Source organism: Cupriavidus laharis (assembly GCF_914271435.1).
In the GTDB taxonomy this organism is placed as follows: domain Bacteria; phylum Pseudomonadota; class Gammaproteobacteria; order Burkholderiales; family Burkholderiaceae; genus Cupriavidus; species Cupriavidus laharis.
This window is the reverse complement of sequence record NZ_CAJZAI010000003.1, coordinates 151,029-169,017: the sequence shown is the minus strand read 5'-3', so window position 1 is coordinate 169,017 and position 17,989 is coordinate 151,029. Positions and strand designations below refer to the sequence as shown.

Annotated in this window: 17 protein-coding genes; 5 read left to right on the top strand and 12 right to left on the bottom strand. The window is 66.2% G+C overall.

Annotated elements, in window-relative coordinates:
- Positions 1 to 165: 165 nt before the first annotated feature.
- From LDO29_RS08015 to paaA, 9 genes are all read right to left on the bottom strand, one after another.
- The gene (locus LDO29_RS08015) at positions 166 to 1,839 is read right to left on the bottom strand and encodes a cation acetate symporter (protein ID WP_396022637.1); all 1,674 of its coding nucleotides are present in this window, start codon (positions 1,837 to 1,839) and stop codon (positions 166 to 168) included.
- Positions 1,836 to 2,144 (bottom strand): DUF485 domain-containing protein, encoded by a 309-nt coding sequence (locus LDO29_RS08010; RefSeq protein ID WP_224079263.1) that lies wholly within the window; start codon positions 2,142 to 2,144, stop codon positions 1,836 to 1,838. The genes LDO29_RS08015 and LDO29_RS08010 overlap by 4 nt, the downstream gene beginning before the upstream one ends.
- 145 nt (positions 2,145 to 2,289) lie before the next feature.
- Positions 2,290 to 3,636, bottom strand: a complete 1,347-nt coding sequence (paaK, locus tag LDO29_RS08005; protein WP_224079262.1) for a phenylacetate--CoA ligase PaaK — start codon at positions 3,634 to 3,636, stop codon at positions 2,290 to 2,292.
- A gap of 75 nt (positions 3,637 to 3,711) precedes the next feature.
- On the bottom strand, positions 3,712 to 5,376 hold the full coding sequence (gene paaN / locus LDO29_RS08000; RefSeq protein WP_224079261.1) for a phenylacetic acid degradation protein PaaN: 1,665 nt from the start codon (positions 5,374 to 5,376) through the stop codon (positions 3,712 to 3,714).
- Positions 5,377 to 5,433: 57 nt separating this feature from the next.
- Positions 5,434 to 6,510: a 1,2-phenylacetyl-CoA epoxidase subunit PaaE gene (gene paaE, locus LDO29_RS07995; protein ID WP_224079260.1), complete on the bottom strand. Its 1,077-nt coding sequence runs from the start codon at positions 6,508 to 6,510 to the stop codon at positions 5,434 to 5,436.
- A 15-nt stretch (positions 6,511 to 6,525) separates the two neighbouring features.
- Entirely contained in the window at positions 6,526 to 7,041 is a 516-nt protein-coding gene (gene paaD / locus LDO29_RS07990) for a 1,2-phenylacetyl-CoA epoxidase subunit PaaD (RefSeq protein WP_224079259.1), read from the bottom strand.
- Between the two features lie 5 nt (positions 7,042 to 7,046).
- Complete coding sequence (gene paaC / locus LDO29_RS07985) at positions 7,047 to 7,799, bottom strand: 1,2-phenylacetyl-CoA epoxidase subunit PaaC (RefSeq protein WP_224079258.1); 753 nt, start codon at positions 7,797 to 7,799, stop codon at positions 7,047 to 7,049.
- Positions 7,800 to 7,825: 26 nt separating this feature from the next.
- Positions 7,826 to 8,107, bottom strand: coding sequence for a 1,2-phenylacetyl-CoA epoxidase subunit PaaB (paaB, locus tag LDO29_RS07980; RefSeq protein ID WP_011299861.1), 282 nt, complete (start codon positions 8,105 to 8,107; stop codon positions 7,826 to 7,828).
- 65 nt (positions 8,108 to 8,172) lie between these two features.
- The gene (paaA, locus tag LDO29_RS07975; RefSeq protein WP_224079257.1) at positions 8,173 to 9,156 is read right to left on the bottom strand and encodes a 1,2-phenylacetyl-CoA epoxidase subunit PaaA; all 984 of its coding nucleotides are present in this window, start codon (positions 9,154 to 9,156) and stop codon (positions 8,173 to 8,175) included.
- Between the two features lie 116 nt (positions 9,157 to 9,272).
- Between paaA and paaX the strand changes: the two genes are divergently transcribed.
- Complete coding sequence (gene paaX / locus LDO29_RS07970) at positions 9,273 to 10,220, top strand: phenylacetic acid degradation operon negative regulatory protein PaaX (protein WP_224079256.1); 948 nt, start codon at positions 9,273 to 9,275, stop codon at positions 10,218 to 10,220.
- A 16-nt stretch (positions 10,221 to 10,236) separates the two neighbouring features.
- On the opposite strand, the gene ycaC is transcribed toward paaX, so the two are convergent.
- Positions 10,237 to 10,863: an isochorismate family cysteine hydrolase YcaC gene (gene ycaC, locus LDO29_RS07965; protein ID WP_224079255.1), complete on the bottom strand. Its 627-nt coding sequence runs from the start codon at positions 10,861 to 10,863 to the stop codon at positions 10,237 to 10,239.
- Between the two features lie 345 nt (positions 10,864 to 11,208).
- Here ycaC and LDO29_RS07960 point away from each other — a divergent pair, with 345 nt between their 5' ends.
- On the top strand, positions 11,209 to 11,715 hold the full coding sequence (locus LDO29_RS07960) for a YbhB/YbcL family Raf kinase inhibitor-like protein (protein WP_224079254.1): 507 nt from the start codon (positions 11,209 to 11,211) through the stop codon (positions 11,713 to 11,715).
- A 146-nt stretch (positions 11,716 to 11,861) separates the two neighbouring features.
- On the opposite strand, the gene LDO29_RS07955 is transcribed toward LDO29_RS07960, so the two are convergent.
- Positions 11,862 to 13,403: a methyl-accepting chemotaxis protein gene (locus tag LDO29_RS07955; protein ID WP_224079253.1), complete on the bottom strand. Its 1,542-nt coding sequence runs from the start codon at positions 13,401 to 13,403 to the stop codon at positions 11,862 to 11,864.
- A 310-nt stretch (positions 13,404 to 13,713) separates the two neighbouring features.
- Between LDO29_RS07955 and LDO29_RS07950 the strand changes: the two genes are divergently transcribed.
- A complete protein-coding gene (locus tag LDO29_RS07950; protein ID WP_224079252.1) occupies positions 13,714 to 14,139 on the top strand; it encodes a phasin family protein in 426 nt (141 codons plus the stop codon).
- Positions 14,140 to 14,155: 16 nt separating this feature from the next.
- Here the strand turns inward: LDO29_RS07950 and LDO29_RS07945 are convergent, their stop codons facing one another.
- Entirely contained in the window at positions 14,156 to 15,067 is a 912-nt protein-coding gene (locus LDO29_RS07945; RefSeq protein ID WP_224079251.1) for an SDR family oxidoreductase, read from the bottom strand.
- A gap of 432 nt (positions 15,068 to 15,499) precedes the next feature.
- On the opposite strand from LDO29_RS07945, the gene LDO29_RS07940 reads away from it, so the two are divergent.
- Together LDO29_RS07940 and LDO29_RS07935 are read left to right on the top strand one after the other, a co-directional pair.
- The gene (locus LDO29_RS07940) at positions 15,500 to 16,921 is read left to right on the top strand and encodes an efflux transporter outer membrane subunit (protein WP_224079250.1); all 1,422 of its coding nucleotides are present in this window, start codon (positions 15,500 to 15,502) and stop codon (positions 16,919 to 16,921) included.
- Entirely contained in the window at positions 16,918 to 17,988 is a 1,071-nt protein-coding gene (locus LDO29_RS07935) for an HlyD family secretion protein (protein WP_224079249.1), read from the top strand. The genes LDO29_RS07940 and LDO29_RS07935 overlap by 4 nt, the downstream gene beginning before the upstream one ends.
- The last annotated feature ends 1 nt before the right edge of the window (position 17,989 follow it).

Below are 17,989 nucleotides of genomic sequence, written 5' to 3'. Positions count from 1 at the left end.
TTCCCGCGAAGGCGGGAATCCAGCGTCTTACAAGTCCCCCGAAGGGGGACAAAAAGTCACTGGGTCCCCGCCTGCGCGGGGACGACGAATATTTTGCGTTGTCATGAATTCTGGAAACATCAATAAGCGCGGCCGAGCCGGGCCGGTTGAACCGGCCCGGCGTCTTCAATGCTGTGACGCCCCGGCCGCCCCGATCCCCGTCATCGACCGCACAAACTGCGCGCCGAAGCGGCGGCGTTCGGTTGCAGCCTGCGCCGACTTGTCGAGTACCGAAACCAGCCACGCGCAGACAAACGCCAGCGTCATCGAGAACAACGCAGGGTTGGCATACGGGAAGATGGGCTTGTCATGATGCAGCAGGCCAACCCACACCGCAGGACCAAGCACCAGCAGTGCCACCGCCGACGCCAGCCCTGCCAGGCTGCCCGCCACCGCTCCCTTGGTGGTCAGCCCCTTCCAAAACATCGACAGGAACAGCACCGGGAAGTTGACTGACGCCGCGATAGCCAGCACCAGCCCGGACAGGAAGGCGATGTTCTGCTTCTCGAACAGCACCCCCAGCACCATGGCCAGCAGGCCGATCACCACCGTGGCCGCCTTCGAGACGCGGATCTCGTCCTTCTCGCTGGCGCGCCCTTGCCGGAACACGTTGGCATACAGGTCATGCGACACCGCCGAAGCGCCGGACAGCGCCAGGCCTGCCACCACCGCAAGGATGGTGGCGAACGCCACCGCCGAGATGAAGCCAAGGAACAGGTCGCCGCCGATGGCATGCGCGAGGTGCACGGCCACCATGTTGCTGCCGCCGATCAGCTTGCCCGCGGCATCGCGGTAGGCCGGATCGCCGCCGACCATGACGATGGCGCCGAAGCCCACCACCAGGATCAGCACGTAGAAGTAGCCGATGAAGCCGGTGGCATACAGCACGGACTTGCGCGCTTCCCTGGCATCCGCCACGGTGAAGAAGCGCATCAGGATGTGCGGCAGGCCGGCGGTGCCGAACATCATGCCCACGCCGAGCGAAATGGCGTCGATCGGGTTGGAGACGAGCCCGCCCGGCGACAGGATGGCCAGGCCCTTGTCATGCACTCTGGCGGCCCCCGCGAACATGGCTTCCGGGCTGTAGCCGAAATTGGACAGCACCATGATCGCCATGAACGTGACCCCGCCCAGCAGCAGCACGGCCTTGATGATCTGCACCCATGTGGTGGCCAGCATGCCGCCGAACAGCACGTACAGCACCATCAGCAAACCGACGACCACCACGGCCGATTCATAGCTGGTGCCGAACAGCAGTTCGATCAGCTTGCCGGCGCCGACCATCTGCGCCACGAGGTACATGATCACCACCGTCAGCGTGCCGAACGCGGCCGTGATGCGCACGGGCTTCTGCGACAGGCGGTACGAGACTACGTCGGCAAAGGTATAGCGGCCCAGGTTGCGCAGACGCTCGGCCACGATGAACAGGATGATGGGCCAGCCAGCCACCACGCCGAGCGCGTAGATCAGCCCGTCGTAGCCCTTGTCGAACATCATTGCCGAGATGCCGAGGAACGACGCTGCCGAGACCATGTCGCCGGCAATGGCCAACCCGTTCTGGAAGCCGGTCAGGCCACCACCGGCAGCATAGAAGTCCGACGCCGAGCGCGTGCGCCGCGCGGCCCAGCGCGTGATGCCGAGCGTGAACAGCACAAACAGCATGAACATGACGATGGCGCTCCAGTTCAGCGGCCGGCGCGTGGCTTCACCCTGGATGACGGGGGCGGCCAGCGCGGCGCTGCTGGCCAGGCCCAAGAGCGCCACGGGCAGGTGGCGCAGGTTCTGGATGGTCAGCCTCATGCTTCGCACTCCTTGCGCAGGCGTTCGTTGATCGGGTCCAGTTCGGTATTGGCCTGGCGCACGTAGACCGCGGTCAGCACGATTGCCGCCATGATGATGGCCACGCCGACCGGGATGCCGAGCGTCATGACGCCGCCGCCAAGCGGCGTGCCGAGCGTTGCCGGCACGAAGGCCAGCAGCAGGATGAAGCCGAAGTAGATGGCCAGCATCACCACCGTGAGCGACCAGCCCAGGCGCGCGCGCCTGCTGGCCAGCCGGATGAAATCGGGGTGCTGCTGGAGGGTCTCCAGTTGTTGCGCGTCCATGTGGTCTCCTTTGGCGCGAGGGTCGGCGTGGCGCCTCTTGGCGGGCGCCATCGTCGTTATCAAAACTGCTGCTTGATTGCTTCCGCGTGCTTGCTCCCTCTCCCGCAATCGGGAGAGGGAGCAAGCCATCGGTCGTTGGAGTCCGTCAGATCGCCCCGACCGGCTGCTCGTGCGTGACCTTGGGCCGCATGTCCAGCACGCGGCGCGCCTTGCCGACGCTGGTGCGTTCGATGCCTTCCGCATCCAGCACCTGCACGCGCGTGGTCACGCCCACATAGGTCTTGATCTGTTCCTTGAGCTGCTGCTCCAGGGTTGCGCGGTCGACGCTGCCCAGGCCGCCGGCCTGCGGGCGCGCCTCGACGCGAACCTCGAGCTTGTCCAGGTGGCCGTCACGCGTGACCACCAGCTGGTACTGCGGCGCCAGGGCCGGCGCCTTGAGGATCAGTTCCTCGATCTGCGACGGGAATACGTTCACGCCGCGGATGATGAGCATGTCGTCCGAACGGCCGGTGATCTTGCCGATGCGGCGCATCGAGCGCGACGTCGGCGGCAGCAGGCGCGTCAGGTCGCGCGTGCGGTAGCGGATGACCGGCAGCGCTTCCTTGGTCAGCGACGTGAACACCAGCTCGCCCTCCTCGCCGTCCGGCAGCACCTCGCCGGTCACCGGGTCGATGATCTCCGCGTAGAAGTGGTCTTCCCAGATGACCGGGCCGTCCTTGCTTTCGATGCATTCGCAAGCCACGCCGGGGCCCATGACTTCCGACAGGCCGTAGATGTCCACCGCATCGATGCCGGCACGCGCTTCGATCTCGGCACGCATGGCATCGGTCCACGGCTCGGCGCCGAAGATGCCGACCTTGAGCGAGCTTTCGGCCGGATCCATACCCTGTCGCATCATCTCCTCGATCAGGTTCAGCATGTACGACGGCGTGACCATGATGATGTTCGGCTGGAACTCGCGGATCAGCTGCACCTGCTTCTCGGTCTGGCCGCCGGACATCGGGATGACCGTGCAGCCGGCCTTCTCGGCGCCATAGTGCGCGCCCAGGCCACCGGTGAACAGGCCGTAGCCATAGCTCACGTGCACCAGGTCGCCGGCACGTCCGCCCGCCGCGCGGATGGAACGCGCCACCACGCTGGCCCACGTGTCGATGTCGCGCGCGGTGTAGCCCACCACGGTCGGCTTGCCGGTGGTGCCGCTCGACGCATGCACGCGCGCCACCTTCTCGCGCGGCACGGCGAACATGCCGAACGGGTAGTTGTCGCGCAGGTCCTGCTTGGCCAGGAACGGGAACTTCGACAGGTCCGACAGCGACTTCAGGTCGTCCGGATGCACGCCCGCCGCGTCGAACGCCTTGCGGTAGTGCGGCACGTTGTCATAGGCATGGCGCACGCTCCATTTGAGCCGTTCCAGTTGCAGCGCCTGCAGTTCATCGCGGCTGGCGCGCTCGATCGGCTCCAGCTCGTCGGGGTGGGGGGTGCGTTGAACCATTGTCTACTCCATCGTTTTCATGGCGCCGCATGCATGGGGGGCCGGCGCGGGGGGCTACGGTACTGCGGGCAAGACTCAGATATGCGAGCGGCTCTGCACCACGCGGAAACGGTTGGCCACGAACGCCGCATCGGACAGCGACGCGTTGGCGGCCGGGTTGGCGCCGGTAGCGTGGAAATCGCTGAACGCCGCCGACTGGTTGACGAACACGCCGCCGGTCAGGTTGAACGACAGCGCCACGCCGGCGTCTTCCGCCGCATCGCGGATGGCGTCAGCCACACCGTCGTCGGTCGTGTACGCGGACAGCGTCAGTGCACCATGCTCCTTCGCGCCGCGGCGGGCCAGCGCAATGCTGTGGGCCGTGTCGTCGGTGGCGACCACGAACGAGATCGGGCCGAACAGCTCCTGCATGATCTTGCCCTCATCGCTTGCATCGACCTTCAGCACCAGCGGCGTATGGATGCGGGCGCCGGGGAACTCCGGATGCTGCAGCACACGGCTGTCGATAACGATCTCGCCCAGCGAGCGCGAGGCCTCGATGCGCTGCACCACGCCGTCATTCTGGATCGCACCGAGCAGTTCCACGGCCTTGGCGGCGTCGCCCGTGAGCTTGCCCACGGCTTCACCGATGGCGTTGGCAACCTGGTCGAAGCTCAGATGCCCTTCCGGCGTATCGATGCCGCCCTTCGGCACATAGATGTTCTGCGGCGCGGTGCACATCTGGCCCGAATACAGCGCGAGCGAGAACGCAATATTGCGCACCATGCCCTTGAAGTCGCTGGTCGAATCGATGACGATCTGGTTCACGCCGGCCTTCTCGGTGTACACATGTGCCTGGTGTGCATTGCGCTCCAGCCAGTCGCCGTTGGCGGTGCTGCCGGTGAAGTCGATCAGGCGAACCTCCGGACGCAGCGCCAGTGTTGACGCCATGCGTTCGGTCGGATCATTGGCCACCAGCGTGACGAGGTTCGGGTCAAAGCCCGCTTCCTGCAGCACCTCACGCGCCACTTCCACGGTGATGGCCAGCGGCAGGATCGCACCCGGGTGCGGCTTGACCACCACGGCGTTGCCGGTGGCCAGGCTCGCGAACAGGCCGGGGTAGCCGTTCCAGGTCGGGAAGGTGCAGCAGCCGATCACCAGGCCCACGCCGCGCGGCACCACGGTGTATTGCTTTTCCATGCGCAGCGGCTCGTTCTTGCCCTGCGGCTTTTCCCAGACGGCACGCTTCGGAATGCGGCGCATCTCGTCCCAGGCATAGGCCACGGCTTCCAGGCCGCGGTCCTGCGCGTGGGGGCCACCGGCCTGGAAGGCCATCATGAAGGCCTGGCCGGTGGTGTGCATGACCGCGTACGCAATCTCGAAGCTGCGGCGGTTCAGGCGGTGCAGGATCTCCAGCGACACGCCCACCCATGCCTCGCGCCCGGCCTTGCGCCACGCGGGCATGCCTTCGGCCACCCCTGCGAAGAGCTGGTCGAGGTCAGGCTTCGGATAGGTGACGCCCAGCACCGTGCCGTACGGCGAGACTTCCTTGCCGGCCTGGCCAACCGTGCCCGGCTGCGACAGCGCGAAGGGCTTGTTCAGGCGCGCCTCGAACGCAGCCTTGCCATCGGCATTGGCGGTCTCGCCATAGGCCTTGGGGCTGGGCGATTCGGGAAACGGGCTCCAGTAGCCGCGCTCGGCAATGGCTTGGGTGGCTTTTTCCAGCAGGGCCTGGTGACGCGTGAAAAACGGATGGGACACAGCTTGCTCCGGGGAAATCAGGTTCTTGAATGGCGTAGGCAGGTAGCAGGAAACGCTTCAGGTTTCCTGGTCGAAATCGATCACCAGCTTGTCGGTGACGGCATAGCTCTGGCAGCTCAGGATGAAGCCGCGCGCGACTTCGTAGTCTTCCAGCGCGAAATTGACATCCATGTCCACCTCGCCCTCGATGCGCTTGCAGCGGCACGTCGAACAGACGCCGCCCTTGCACGAGTAAGGCAGCTCGATGCCCTGCGCCAGCGCGGCGTCGAGGATCGTCTCCTTGTTCTTCTCCAGCGTGAACTGGCGCGTGCGGCCGTCCTGGATCACGGTGACCTCGCACTGCTGCTGGCCCACCTGCTTGTGCGCATGTGCCGGCGGACGCGCCGCGGGAATGCTGGTAGCGAACAGCTCGCGCTTGATGCGGGCCTTGTCCACACCGCTTTCCTGCAGCGCCTGCGACACCTCTTCCATCATCGAGTGCGGGCCGCAGATAAAGGCCACGTCGATATCCTGCGGACGCACCCAGTGGCGCAGCAACGCGCGCACCTTGTCGCCGTCGATGCGGCCGTTGAACAGGTCAATGTCGAGCTGCTCGCGGCTCAGGACGAAAACCAGGTTGAAGCGCTCAAGGTACGTGTCCTTCAGGTCTTCGAGCTCTTCCTTGAACAGCACGGACGACGACGCGCGGTTGCCGTAGAACAGCGTGAAGCGGCTGTCCGGCTCGGTCATCAGCGTGGTCTTGATGATCGACAGCATCGGCGTGATGCCGCTGCCGGCGGCAAAGGCTACGTAGTGCTTGCTGTGCGTCTCCGACAGCGGCACGTGGAAATGCCCCGACGGCGGCATGACTTCGAGCGTCATGCCCGGTTGCAGCGCATCGTTGGCCCAGTTGGAGAACATGCCGCCCTCCACGCGCTTGATGGCCACGCGCAGGCGCCGGTCCTGCACCGCCGAGCAGATCGAGTAGGAACGGCGCACGTCCTCGCCGCCGATGCCGGCGCGCAGCGTCAGGTGCTGGCCCTGCACGTAGCGGTAAGTGTCGGCCAGTGCATCGGGCACGGCAAAGGTCACGGCCACGGCGTCGCGCGTTTCGCGCGTCACGCTGGCCACGGTCAGTTCATGGAATTTGCTCATTTCCGGCTCCGGGGCTCAGTGGGCCTTGAAGTAGTCGAACGGTTCCCTGCAATCGCCGCAGCGGTACAGGGCCTTGCACGCGGTCGAGCCGAACTGGCTGACCAGCCGGGTGTGCCGTGAGCCGCAGTGCGGGCAGGCCACCACCAGTGCCGGCGACGCCTGGCGGCTGATGCCGCTGATGTCGATCACCTGCTGCGCCGGCGGGGCAATGCCATAACCGGACAGGCTGGCCTTGCCGCGCACGCTCATCCAGTCGGTGGTCCAGGCCGGCGCCAGCCGCGTCTGCACGCTGACGCGGCCGATGCCCTGCGCGGCGAGCACACGCTCGATGTCGTCGCGGATCACCGTCATGGCCGGGCAACCCGAGTAAGTCGGCGTGATGGTGATCACGCAGGTCTCGTCCACCCACGCCACGTCGCGGACAATGCCCAGGTCCACGACGGAGATCACCGGGATCTCGGGGTCCGGCACCTGCTCAAGCCAGGCCCAGACCTGCGCAACGTTGGCGCGTTCCAGCACTTGCGCGGACATGGCGTTCACCACTGTGCGCCGGGATAGGCGCGCTGCAGGAATTGCATTTCGGCCAGCAGGTAACCGAGGTGTTCGGTATGGCGGCCCTGACGGCCGCCGGTCTGCGACCAGCCGGCCGCCGGGACGCGCAGCGTGGCTTCTTCCAGTACGTCGCTTACATGCCGCTGCCATGATTCGGCCAGCGTGGCCGGGTCCACCGCGACGCCCTGTGCGACCAGCGCGGCATCCGCGGCGTCAGACTCGAACAGTTCGCCGGTGAACATCCACAGGTCGTCGATGGCGTCCTGCATGCGGCGGTGGCTCTCTTCGGTGCCATCGCCCAGGCGCACCACCAGGTCGGCGCTGCGGCGCACGTGGTACGTCACTTCCTTCAGCGACTTGGCGGCGATCTCCGCGATGCGCGCATCGGTCGAATGCTGCAGTCTTTCCAGCAGGAAGTAGTGCCAGGTGTCGAACAGGAACTGGCGCGCCAGCGTATCGGCATAGCTGCCGTTGGGCTGTTCCACCAGCAGGGGGTTGCGGAACTGGTGTGCGTCGCGCAAGTAGGCAAGCTGGTCCGCGCTGCGGCCGGCGCCTTCCACCTCGGCGGCATAGCCGAGCCACAGCCGGGTCTGTCCGATCAGGTCCAGCGCCACGTTGGTGAGCGCGATGTCTTCCTCCAGCGCGGGGCCGCGGCCGCACCATTCCGACAGGCGCTGGCCGAGCACCAGCGTGGTATCGCCCAGGCGCAGCAGGGTTTCGAACTTGTGTTGGTTCATGGTGGATGCGTCCTCGCGCCAGGAAATCAGATGTGCTTGACCTCTTCCGGCATCGGGAAGAAGGTGGGGTGCCGGTAGACCTTGCTGTTGGCGGGCTCGAACAGCGGGCCCTTGTCGCCGGGGCTGCTGGCGACCACGTCGGCGGCCTTCACCACCCAGACGCTCACGCCCTCGTTGCGGCGCGTGTAGACGTCACGCGCGTGGTTGATCGCCATTTCGCCATCCGGCGCGTGCAGGCTGCCCACGTGCTTGTGGGCCAGGCCGTGCTGGCTGCGGATAAAGATCTCCCAAAGCGGCCACTCTTTCATGGCAACTCTCCTGTCAGTTTACGGGGTAGGTTTTCGAAGCTACGGCGCGAGGGTGCGCCGGATACTCAGGCGGCGGCGCGCTCTTGCTTGTCGGCGTGCGCCACCAGCGCTTCACGGAACCAGGCGCCGTCGTCCCAGGCCTTGACGCGGGTGCGCAGGCGGTCGCGGTTGCACGGGCCATTGCCGCGCACGACGTTGTAGAACTCGTCCCAGTCGATGGCACCGAAATCGTAGTGGCCGCGTTCCTCGTTCCACTTCAGGTCCGGATCGGGAATGCTCAGGCCCAGGTATTCGGCCTGCGGCACGGTCTGGTCCACCATCTTCTGGCGCAGTTCGTCATTGGAGAACAGCTTGATGCGCCATTGCATCGACTGCGCGCTGTTGGGCGAATCCGCGTCGGACGGACCGAACATCATCAGCGCCGGCCACCACCAGCGGTTCAGCGCGTCCTGCGCCATCTGCTTCTGCTCCGGCGTGCCCTGGCACAGCTTGAGCAGGATGTCGTAGCCCTGGCGCTGGTGGAACGACTCTTCCTTGCACACGCGCACCATGGCGCGGGCATAGGGGCCGAACGAGCAGCGGCACAACGGCACCTGGTTGATGATGGCCGAGCCGTCGACCAGCCAGCCGATGGCGCCGATGTCGGCCCAGCTCAGCGTCGGGTAATTGAAGATGCTCGAATACTTGGCCTTGCCGGAATGCAAGTCGCCAAGCAACGCGTCGCGCGACACGCCCAGCGTTTCGGCGGCGCTGTACAGATAGAGGCCGTGGCCCGCTTCATCCTGGATCTTGGCCAACAGCACGGCCTTGCGTTCCAGGGTCGGGGCGCGCGTGACCCAGTTGCCTTCCGGCAGCTGGCCGACGATCTCAGAATGCGCGTGCTGCGAGATCTGGCGGATCAGGGTCTTGCGGTAAGCCTCGGGCATCCAGTCCTTGGCTTCGATCTTGATGCCGGCGTCCACGCGCGCCTGGAACTCGCGTTCCTGCGGGTCCATCTCCTCCATCGCGCGGAGCCTGGTTGCCCCGGTTTCCACCAACTGTGCGTACATGCCGTACTCCGATCTGTAGGGTCTTGACCTGCGTCAAATCATTCGGTTGCAGTGGATCATAGTGATACAATTTGATTCAAACAATCGCCGTTTGTGTATCACTTTAAGGTGCAGGCATGGCCACCCGATCGGAGATGGACCCCGTTTCCCCGCAGGTCGCACGGCTTGCGCGTGGCCTCAAGCTCGGCGCCAATTCGATGCTGGTGACGCTGTTCGGCGACGTGGTCGCGCCGCGGCCGCAGGCGCTATGGCTGGGCAGCCTGATCCGCCTGGCCGCGCCGTTCGGGATCAATGACCGGCTGGTGCGCACCGCTACGTTCCGGCTGACGGCGGATGACTGGCTCGATGCCACGCGGATCGGGCGGCGCAGCTACTACGGCTTGTCGGAAGCCGGATTGCAGCGCTGCATCCACGCCGGCAAGCGCATTTACGCCGGGGATGCGTCGGACTGGGACGGGCGCTGGACACTGGCACTGGTGCGCGGGGACGCGCGCGCCACGATCCGCCAGCGGCTCAAGCGAGAGCTGCTGTGGGAGGGCTTTGGCGCGATCGCGCCGGGCGTGTATGCGCATCCGAATGCCGACGCGGGCTCGCTGGGCGAGATCATCCGCGCCGCACAGGCACAGGACTTCGTGGCGGTCATGGAAGCCACCAGCATCGAGGCATTTTCGATCCGCCCGCTGCAGACGCTCATGCACCAGACGTTCAAGCTCGGCGACGTGGCGTCCGCGTGGCAGGCGCTGCTGCGCCGCTTCTCGCCGGTGCTGGGCGACGCACACGGCATGGCGCCGGCTGACGCGTTCTTTGTGCGCACCCTGCTGTTGCATGAATACCGCCGCGTGCTGCTGCGCGATCCGAATCTGCCTGAGCAGTTGCTGCCCGCGGACTGGCCGGGCCGTACCGCGCGCGACCTGTGCCGCGAGATGTACGCGGCACTGCTCGACGCCAGCGAAGACTACCTGCGCGAAGTGGTCGAAGTGTCCGAAGGCCACCTCATCCACGCGAACCGCGCGTTGCGCAGGCGCTTTGGCGCGGGCAGCCATGCCGAGGCCGCCAGCACCTGAGAAGTACGCGTCGGCGCTAGCGCGATCCCTTCACTGTCGTGTAGGCGGTGATCAGGTTTCGATAGTCCGGGATATGGTTGGAGAACAGCGTTCCCAGCCCTTCGATATCGTTGCGCCAGTCGCGGTGCAACTCGCACGCCACGCCGAACCACGTCATCAGTTGCGCGCCGGCTTCGCTCATGCGCCGCCACGCCGAATCCCGGGTGACTTCGTTAAACGTGCCCGACGCGTCCGTGACAACAAACACGTCAAACCCTTCTTCGATCGCTGAGAGCGCCGGGAACGCCACGCAGACCTCCGTCACTACGCCGGCAATTAGCAACTGCTTCTTGCCGGTGGCCTTTACCGCCTTGGTGAAATCCTCGTTATCCCAGGCATTGATCTGTCCGGGCCGCGGGATGAAAGGCGCATCGGGAAATATCTGCTTGAGTTCGGGTACCAGAGGGCCGTTGGGACCATCCTCGAAGCTGGTGGTCAGGATAGTGGGCAGCTTGAAGTACTTGGCGAGATCCGCCAGCGCCAGCACGTTGTTCTTGAAACGATCCGGCTCGATATCACGCACCAGCGACAGCAAACCGGCCTGGTGGTCCACCATCAGCACCGCCGCCTGGGTTTTGTCCAGGCGCTTGTAGGTCTTGCTCATCTTGGGCTCCGGGTTGAGCTGCCTGACCCGTCGGACAGGCAGTATGGAAGAGGCATCGGGCGGCACAGGGACTGCGCTGGCCTGTCCCACCCTCGCGCATCGCCGGCGGCATCCATCCCCTGTCGGCCATGCGTTGCCAAAGCATAGGTCGCGCTGCGTTCGTGCAACAGGACGAAAACATCCGGTGCAACAAGAACGGCCACGCGAGACGCCCTAGGCATCCCCCCGTTTCCGTCCTACCGTATTGGAGTCATGGCGCGCTGTCCGGCTTGACCCGTCAACCTCGAACAGGAATCCCCAATGAAATCAAAAACATTGCTGTTTTGTGCTTCCGCGGCGCTGTGCATGGCATGCACCTCGATGGTCACGGCTGCGCCGATGACTGTGTCGTCCAGCGCATTCTCCGAGAACGCCGTCATTCCCCCGGTGCACGGCGGCAACGCGCCAAATTGCGGTGGCCAGGGAGTCTCTCCCCCGGTAGCGTGGTCCGGCCTGCCGGCCGGAACGCGTTCCGTGGCGATCTTCATGTTCGATCCGGATGGCGCCATGGGGCAGGGGGTTTCGCACTGGGTCGCCTACAACATTGCGGCAGACCGTGGGCAGCTTCGGCAGGGAGAGGGACAGAAGGACGGCCCGGGCATCACGGTCGGCAAGAACGTTACCGGCGAAGCCGCGTACCGGGGACCCTGCCCGCCCGTCGGAGATACGCCGCACCACTACATCGTGACGGTGGTCGCCACCGATCTGGAGCCCGGCGCCTTGCCCGCAGGCCTGACGCGCGACGAGTTGATGGCCGCGCTCAAGGGACATGCGCGCGGCGGCGCCAGCGTGATGGGCCGCTACAGCCGGTAGTCGCGCCAGCTGGTATCGGGCGCGGAGCAAGCGGCGGGTTGGATGCGGCGGTTGCAGCACAAACCTGCGTGCAAGGTAAATCGAACAGCCGCCGCTGACCAACGGCATGCTGGCCTCACTGTTTCAGCGGGCAATCGGACGGCTCATTACGCAGCAATACGGAATGTAGCCACCGCCTGCTTGAGCCGCTGGGCCTGCTCTTCCAGCGAGCCGGCCGCGGCGGCGGCCTCTTCCACCAGTGCGGCGTTCTGCTGGGTCACGGAATCCATCTGCGTCACAGCCTGGTTGACCTGCTCGATGCCGGCGCTCTGTTCCGCCGATGCCGCGCTGATCTCGCCCATGATGTCGGTCACGCGCCTGACTGCTTCCACGATCTCCTGCATGGTCTGGCCCGATTGCGCCACCAGGGCCGAGCCTTTCTCCACGCGGTCGACCGAATCACCGATCAGCGCCTTGATCTCCTTCGCGGCAGTGGCGCTGCGCTGCGCCAGGCTGCGCACCTCGCCCGCCACCACGGCAAAGCCGCGGCCCTGCTCGCCCGCGCGCGCGGCTTCCACCGCCGCATTCAGCGCCAGGATATTGGTCTGGAACGCAATGCCTTCGATCACGGCGATGATGTCGACCACCTTCTTCGACGCGCCGTTGATCTCTTCCATGGTCTCGGCCACCTTGTCGGCCACGTCGCCGCCCTTGGCCGCGATCTCCGACGCATTCACCGCGAGCGAGCTGGCCTGCTTCGCGTTGTCCGCATTCTGGCGCACGATGCTGGTCAGCTCTTCCATGCTGGCAGCGGTCTGCTGCAGCGAAGACGCCTGCTCCTCGGTGCGCTGCGACAAGTCGGTGTTGCCCACGGCGATCTGGCTGGTGCCCGAGGCAATGGCCTCGGTGCCGGTACGCACATCGCGCACGATATGCAGGATGTTGGCGTTCATCTCGGCGAGCGCGTTCAGCAACTGGCCGGTCTCGTCCTTGCTGTCCACGTGGATGCGGCTGGTCAGGTCGCCGGATGCCACGGTGCGGGCAATGGCCACGGCGCGCCTCAGCGGTTGCGTGATACCGCGCGTAAGCCATGCCGAGAACGCGACACCGATCGCCAGCGCCAGCACGCCCAGTACGATCAGGCTGGTGCGGGCATTCCGGTAGATGTCATTGATCTCGCGCGCGGTGGCATCGATGCTGGCGCGCTGGATGTCAAGCAGCTTCTGGATCTCGGCCAGGTAGGCATCGCCGGCCGGCACGAACTCCGCCTCCAGCACCTGGTTGGCCTCCTCGGTCAACCCTTCCTGCTTGAGCCTGGTGATCTTGTCGCGTGCGGTGTTGTAGGGGTCGCGCACCTGCAGGATCTTCTGGAAGGCTGCCTTTTCGGCGTCCGAGGCGAGAATCGGCTGGATCTTGTCGCGCAGGTCCGAGATGGCAGCTACCGAGGCCTGCGTTTCCTTGGCGAAGAACGCACCCAGCGACGGATCGGCGCTCTTGGCCACCGCCGTCGTGCGCCGCACGCTGGTATGCATGAGCCGGTACCAGTCGCTGACGAGCCGCTCCTTGGTCAGCGGCTGCTGCATCATGGCATGCGTGCGCTCCGCCACCTGCTGCAGGCGCAGGATGCCAAAGGCGGACATCAACGCGCAGAGCACCAGCACCACGCCAAAGCCGATACCAAGGCGTACCCCGATTCCAAAATTCCTCATTGTTTCTTCTACCTGATTAGGACTTCGATACGGCGAAGTGCAGACGCGCGGACGCCGCCTTTCGCTCTCGTGGCCCGCCGGCCTGGACAGGGGCGCAGCAGCGGGCTATGGGTGGCAACGGCAATGGGGGCGGAAACTTTAGGGTTTCTGCGAATACCCGGCGACGGATGGGTGTGCCAGAAGATGCCACGCATGACTGCATCCAGCCCATCCCGTTCCTTGCCGCCCGCCCCCTCCACCACCTAGAGTATTCACAGACATGCAGCACGCACCGCCACCCCGATTTCCCCCGATCACAAGGAGTGACCGCATGACTACCCCTCCCAACCCCTTTGCGGATTTCACCAAGATGCTCGAGCAATTCCAACTCCCGGGCATGGACATGGGCGCCGTGATGGAAGCGCGGCGCAAGGACATCGAGGCACTCGGCGAAGCCAACAAGCTCGCCTATGAAGGCATGCAGGCCCTGATGCAGAAGCAGACCGAGATCTTTGGCCAGGCCATGCAGCAGATCCAGTCCGCCGCGCAGCAGATGGCTACCGGCGGCAACCCCGCCGAGGCCATGACCAGGCAGAACGAGTTCGTCCAGAAGGCGCTTCAGCAGGCGCTGGAGAACATGCGCGAACTGGCCGAGATGGCCCGCAAGTCGCAGGCCGACGCCATGGCCGTGATCGGCAACCGCGCGCAGCAGAACCTGCAGGAAGCCGGAGACCTGCTGAAACCGAAGTCAACCTGAGCGCAGGCAGTCCACCTCAGCGATAGCCGGTGGTATCCGCCGGCTTGCCCGCATCCTGCACCTCCGGCACGTAGCGCCACGCATCCGGCTGGCTCCCATCCAGGTCGGTGAAACCATAGATGCGGGCAAGCTGTCCGCTGGAAAGCGACTGGCCATTCCAGCGCGACACGTTCGCATCCCGGGCCAGCGCCGCGACGGCGCGGCCGACGAAGGCGGGGCTCTCCGAAATGGCGAAATGCGGCTGCACCGCGGTGGCATCGCGCCAGTTCGCTTCGGTGACCCGGTATGCATCGAGCATGGCCTCCGACCGCAGCCAGCCTGGTGTCAGCGCCACCGCCGTACCGCCGTGCGGCGCCAGTTCATGTCCAAGCGAGAACGCCATGCGATTGACGGCCGCCTTGGCCAGGTCATAGAAGAATGACACGCGGTAGTGGCTGGCGTTGTAGTCATTGGTGCCGTCCGTCACCTCCACCACCAGCCCGCCCGTCTCCGCGATCAGCAGCGGCAGCGCAAAGTGACTGGTGATCGCGTGGGTTTCCACGCCCAGGCGCAGCGTGCGCAGCCCGATGTCGAGCGAAGACTCCCACACCGTCTTGTTCCATTCCATGGTGGTGGCGCCCCAGATGTCATTGACCAGGATGTGCAGCCGCCCCTGCTCGCGCCGGATGCGTTCAACCAGTGCCCGGACTTCGTCCGCCACCTGATGGTCCACCCGTACCGGAATGCCGCGTCCGCCGGCGGCATCGACCAGTCCGGCAGTCTCCTCGATGGTTTCCGGCCGGTTCATCTCGGACCGCGCGGACCGCGTGCTGCGCCCGGTGACATAGACGGTGGCGCCGCACGCACCCAGTTGCACGGCAATGCCGCGGCCGGCGCCACGCGTGGCGCCGGCGACCAGCGCAACCTTGCCTCTCAGTGATGCGTTCATGGCACTGTCCTCGGTACATGCGATGGTAACGGAGCCGCGGGTCGGCCGCACAGCGGCGCCCCCGGCCTGAGGGCCGGGAGCGGATTGACCTTTATCAAGGGGCCGAAGCCACGAAATCGTTACAGTATTGTTGTAATTAATCACCGGAAAACGCAAATGAGCGCCCCAGTCCTTGCGTACATTGTCGCTGTCCTTGCCCTCCCGGCCATTGTCTCCGTTGTCCTGACCCGCGCCGCGCTGCGGCGTCTGCCCAAGCGCGTGCTGCGGCGCGTTCCCATCCAGACACGCCGCGCCAGGCCACGGGATCCGTCGCCCCGAGGCTGAGCGATGGGTGCAGATCTTCCCAGACGATCCACCCGCGCCCGCCGGCAGTCACTGCCACCCCGAAATTCCCCGCCACGGCTGGCTGCCGCCACGGTAGCCGCCCTGGCCATGGCCTTGTCTGCCTGTATGTCGATGGCGCCGCCGCTGGAGCGGCCCGCCGCACCGGTCCCCGCCACCTATGCCGGTGCCGAGGCCGGCGCGACGCAGCCCTCGACGGCCGCCGCGACCGCCTGGCGCGATTTCTTCGCTGACCCCGCGCTGCGGGCGCTGATCGAGCAGGCTCTGGCCAACAGCCGCGACCTGCGTGCCGCCGTGCTGCGCGTCGAAGAAGCGCAGGCGCTGTATGGCATCCAGCGCTCGGAACAGTTTCCGACCATCGGTGCCAGCGCCAGCGCCACGCGGTCGCGCACACCGCGAGACTTCAGCCCGACGGGGCATCCGCTGACCGTCAACGATTTCGAAGCCGGTGTCGGCATGAACGCGTGGGAGCTCGACTTCTGGGGCCGCGTGCGCAGCCTGAAGGACGCCGCGCTCGAGAACTACCTGGCCACCGATGCCGCGCGCGAAGCGGCCACCATCAGCCTGATCGGCCAGGTCGCCAACGGCTACCTGGTGCTGCGCGAGCTGGACGAGCGCATCGAGCTCACGGACCAGACCATTGCCTCGCGCGCGGAATCGCTGCGTATCTTCCGGCGCCGCTATGAAATGGGCTCGACGTCCAAGTTCGACCTGACGCAGGTGGAAGCACTGTGGCGCCAGGCCAGCACGCTCGGTTCGCAACTGCGGCAGGAGCGCGCGGCGCAGGCCAATGCGCTCGCGCTGCTGGTCGGCGCGCCGGTGGCGCTGCCCCCGCTGACCAGCCGCTTCGACGACAGCATCGTCCTGCGCGACATGGCGCCCGGCCTGCCTTCGGAACTGCTGACCAACCGGCCCGATATCGTCGCCGCCGAACACCAGCTTGCCGCGGCCAATGCGAATATCGGCGCTGCGCGCGCCGCGTTCTTCCCGCGCATCACGCTGACCGGCACCCTCGGTACGGCCAGCGTGGAACTGGACAACCTGTTCACGGGGCCCAGCCGCGCCTGGAGCTTCGGCCCATCGCTGTCTGTCCCGATCTTCGACGCTGGCCGCACCCGCAGCAGCCTGAAGCTGGCCGAGGTGCGGCGCGACCAGGCCGTCGTCCAGTATGAAAAGGCCATCCAGTCCGCGTTCCGCGACGTGTCCGACGCATTGTCGGCGCGCGAACGGCTGGCCGAACAGGTCACCGACCTGACGGCAACCCTGCAACTGCAATCCGAACGCGAGCGCCTGGCCCGGTTGCGCTACGACAACGGCGCCACGCCCTACCTGGAAGTGCTCGACGCCCAGCGCGACCTGCTGGGCGCGCAGCAATTGCTGGTGCAGACGCGCCGCGCGCTGCTGTCGAGCCGCGTGGCCCTCTATACCGCGCTGGGCGGCGGCACGCACGTCTACGCCACCGAAGCTGCCGGCGTGCCTGCCGCGCCCCCATCCTCAGGTAAGCCATCATGAAATTCCCTGCCAGAAAGCTGATTCCCGTCGCCGCCGTGGCGCTGGCCGTCGCGGCAGGCGTGTACGGCTGGAATGCCATGCGCGATACCGGTCCCGGGCCGGGTTTCGCCAGCGGCAACGGCCGCATCGAGGCCACGCAGATCGACGTGGCAACCAAGCTCGCCGGACGCATCGACACCATCCTCGTCAATGAAGGCGACTTTGTCGCCGCCGGAGCGCCGCTGGCGCGCATGCAGGTCCAGACGCTCGAAGCGCAGCGCGATGAAGCGCGCGCGCAACAGCAGCAGGCCGTCAATGCCGCCGCCAGCGCCGAAGCGCAGGTAGCCGTGCGCGAGAGCGACAAGGTCGCGGCGCAGGCGGTCGTGGCCCAGCGCGAGAGCGAGCTCGATGCGGCCCAGCGCCGCCTGGCCCGCTCCAGTACGCTGTCGCGCGAAGGCGCTTCGTCCATCCAGGAACTCGACGACGACCGTGCCCGCGTGCGCAGCGCGCAGGCCGCCGTGGCGGCGTCGAAGGCACAGGTGGCCGCTGCGCAGGCGGCCATCGAAGCAGCGCGCGCCCAGCTGGTCGGCACGCGCTCGGCCATCATCGCGGCCAAGGCCACCGTCGCGCGTATCGAGGCGGACATCGCCGACAGCCAGCTCACCTCGCCGCGCGACGCGCGCGTGCAATACCGCATCGCCCAGCCCGGCGAAGTGCTCGGCGCGGGCGGCAAGGTGCTGAACCTGGTCGACCTGTCGGACGTGTACATGACCTTCTTCCTGCCGGCGACCGTGGCCGGCCGCGTGCCGCTGGGCGCCGAGGCACGGATCCTGCTCGACGCCGCGCCCGGCTACGTGATTCCCGCCACGATCTCGTTCGTGGCCAGCACGGCCCAATTCACGCCCAAGACCGTCGAAACGGCCAGCGAGCGCGAGAAGCTGATGTTCCGCGTCAAAGCCCAGATTGACCGTGAACTGCTCAAGAAGCACCTCAAGCAGGTCAAGACCGGTGTGCCCGGTGTGGCCTGGGTCAAGCTGGATTCCAAGGCCGAATGGCCGGCCAACCTTGCGGTGAAGGTGCCGCAGTAGC

Coding starts and splice junctions, on each gene's coding strand:
- paaD (WP_224079259.1), bottom strand. CDS start 7,041: ATGTCCGCGCAAGTGCTGGAACGCGCCAACGTTGCGCAGGTCTGGGCC.
- paaC (WP_224079258.1), bottom strand. CDS start 7,799: ATGAACCAACACAAGTTCGAAACCCTGCTGCGCCTGGGCGATACCACG.
- paaB (WP_011299861.1), bottom strand. CDS start 8,107: ATGAAAGAGTGGCCGCTTTGGGAGATCTTTATCCGCAGCCAGCACGGC.
- LDO29_RS07940 (WP_224079250.1), top strand. CDS start 15,500: ATGGCCTTGTCTGCCTGTATGTCGATGGCGCCGCCGCTGGAGCGGCCC.
- LDO29_RS08015 (WP_396022637.1), bottom strand. CDS start 1,839: ATGAGGCTGACCATCCAGAACCTGCGCCACCTGCCCGTGGCGCTCTTG.
- ycaC (WP_224079255.1), bottom strand. CDS start 10,863: ATGAGCAAGACCTACAAGCGCCTGGACAAAACCCAGGCGGCGGTGCTG.
- LDO29_RS07960 (WP_224079254.1), top strand. CDS start 11,209: ATGGCATGCACCTCGATGGTCACGGCTGCGCCGATGACTGTGTCGTCC.
- paaX (WP_224079256.1), top strand. CDS start 9,273: ATGGCCACCCGATCGGAGATGGACCCCGTTTCCCCGCAGGTCGCACGG.
- LDO29_RS07945 (WP_224079251.1), bottom strand. CDS start 15,067: ATGAACGCATCACTGAGAGGCAAGGTTGCGCTGGTCGCCGGCGCCACG.
- paaA (WP_224079257.1), bottom strand. CDS start 9,156: ATGTACGCACAGTTGGTGGAAACCGGGGCAACCAGGCTCCGCGCGATG.
- paaE (WP_224079260.1), bottom strand. CDS start 6,510: ATGAGCAAATTCCATGAACTGACCGTGGCCAGCGTGACGCGCGAAACG.
- LDO29_RS07955 (WP_224079253.1), bottom strand. CDS start 13,403: ATGAGGAATTTTGGAATCGGGGTACGCCTTGGTATCGGCTTTGGCGTG.
- paaK (WP_224079262.1), bottom strand. CDS start 3,636: ATGGTTCAACGCACCCCCCACCCCGACGAGCTGGAGCCGATCGAGCGC.
- LDO29_RS07935 (WP_224079249.1), top strand. CDS start 16,918: ATGAAATTCCCTGCCAGAAAGCTGATTCCCGTCGCCGCCGTGGCGCTG.
- LDO29_RS07950 (WP_224079252.1), top strand. CDS start 13,714: ATGACTACCCCTCCCAACCCCTTTGCGGATTTCACCAAGATGCTCGAG.
- LDO29_RS08010 (WP_224079263.1), bottom strand. CDS start 2,144: ATGGACGCGCAACAACTGGAGACCCTCCAGCAGCACCCCGATTTCATC.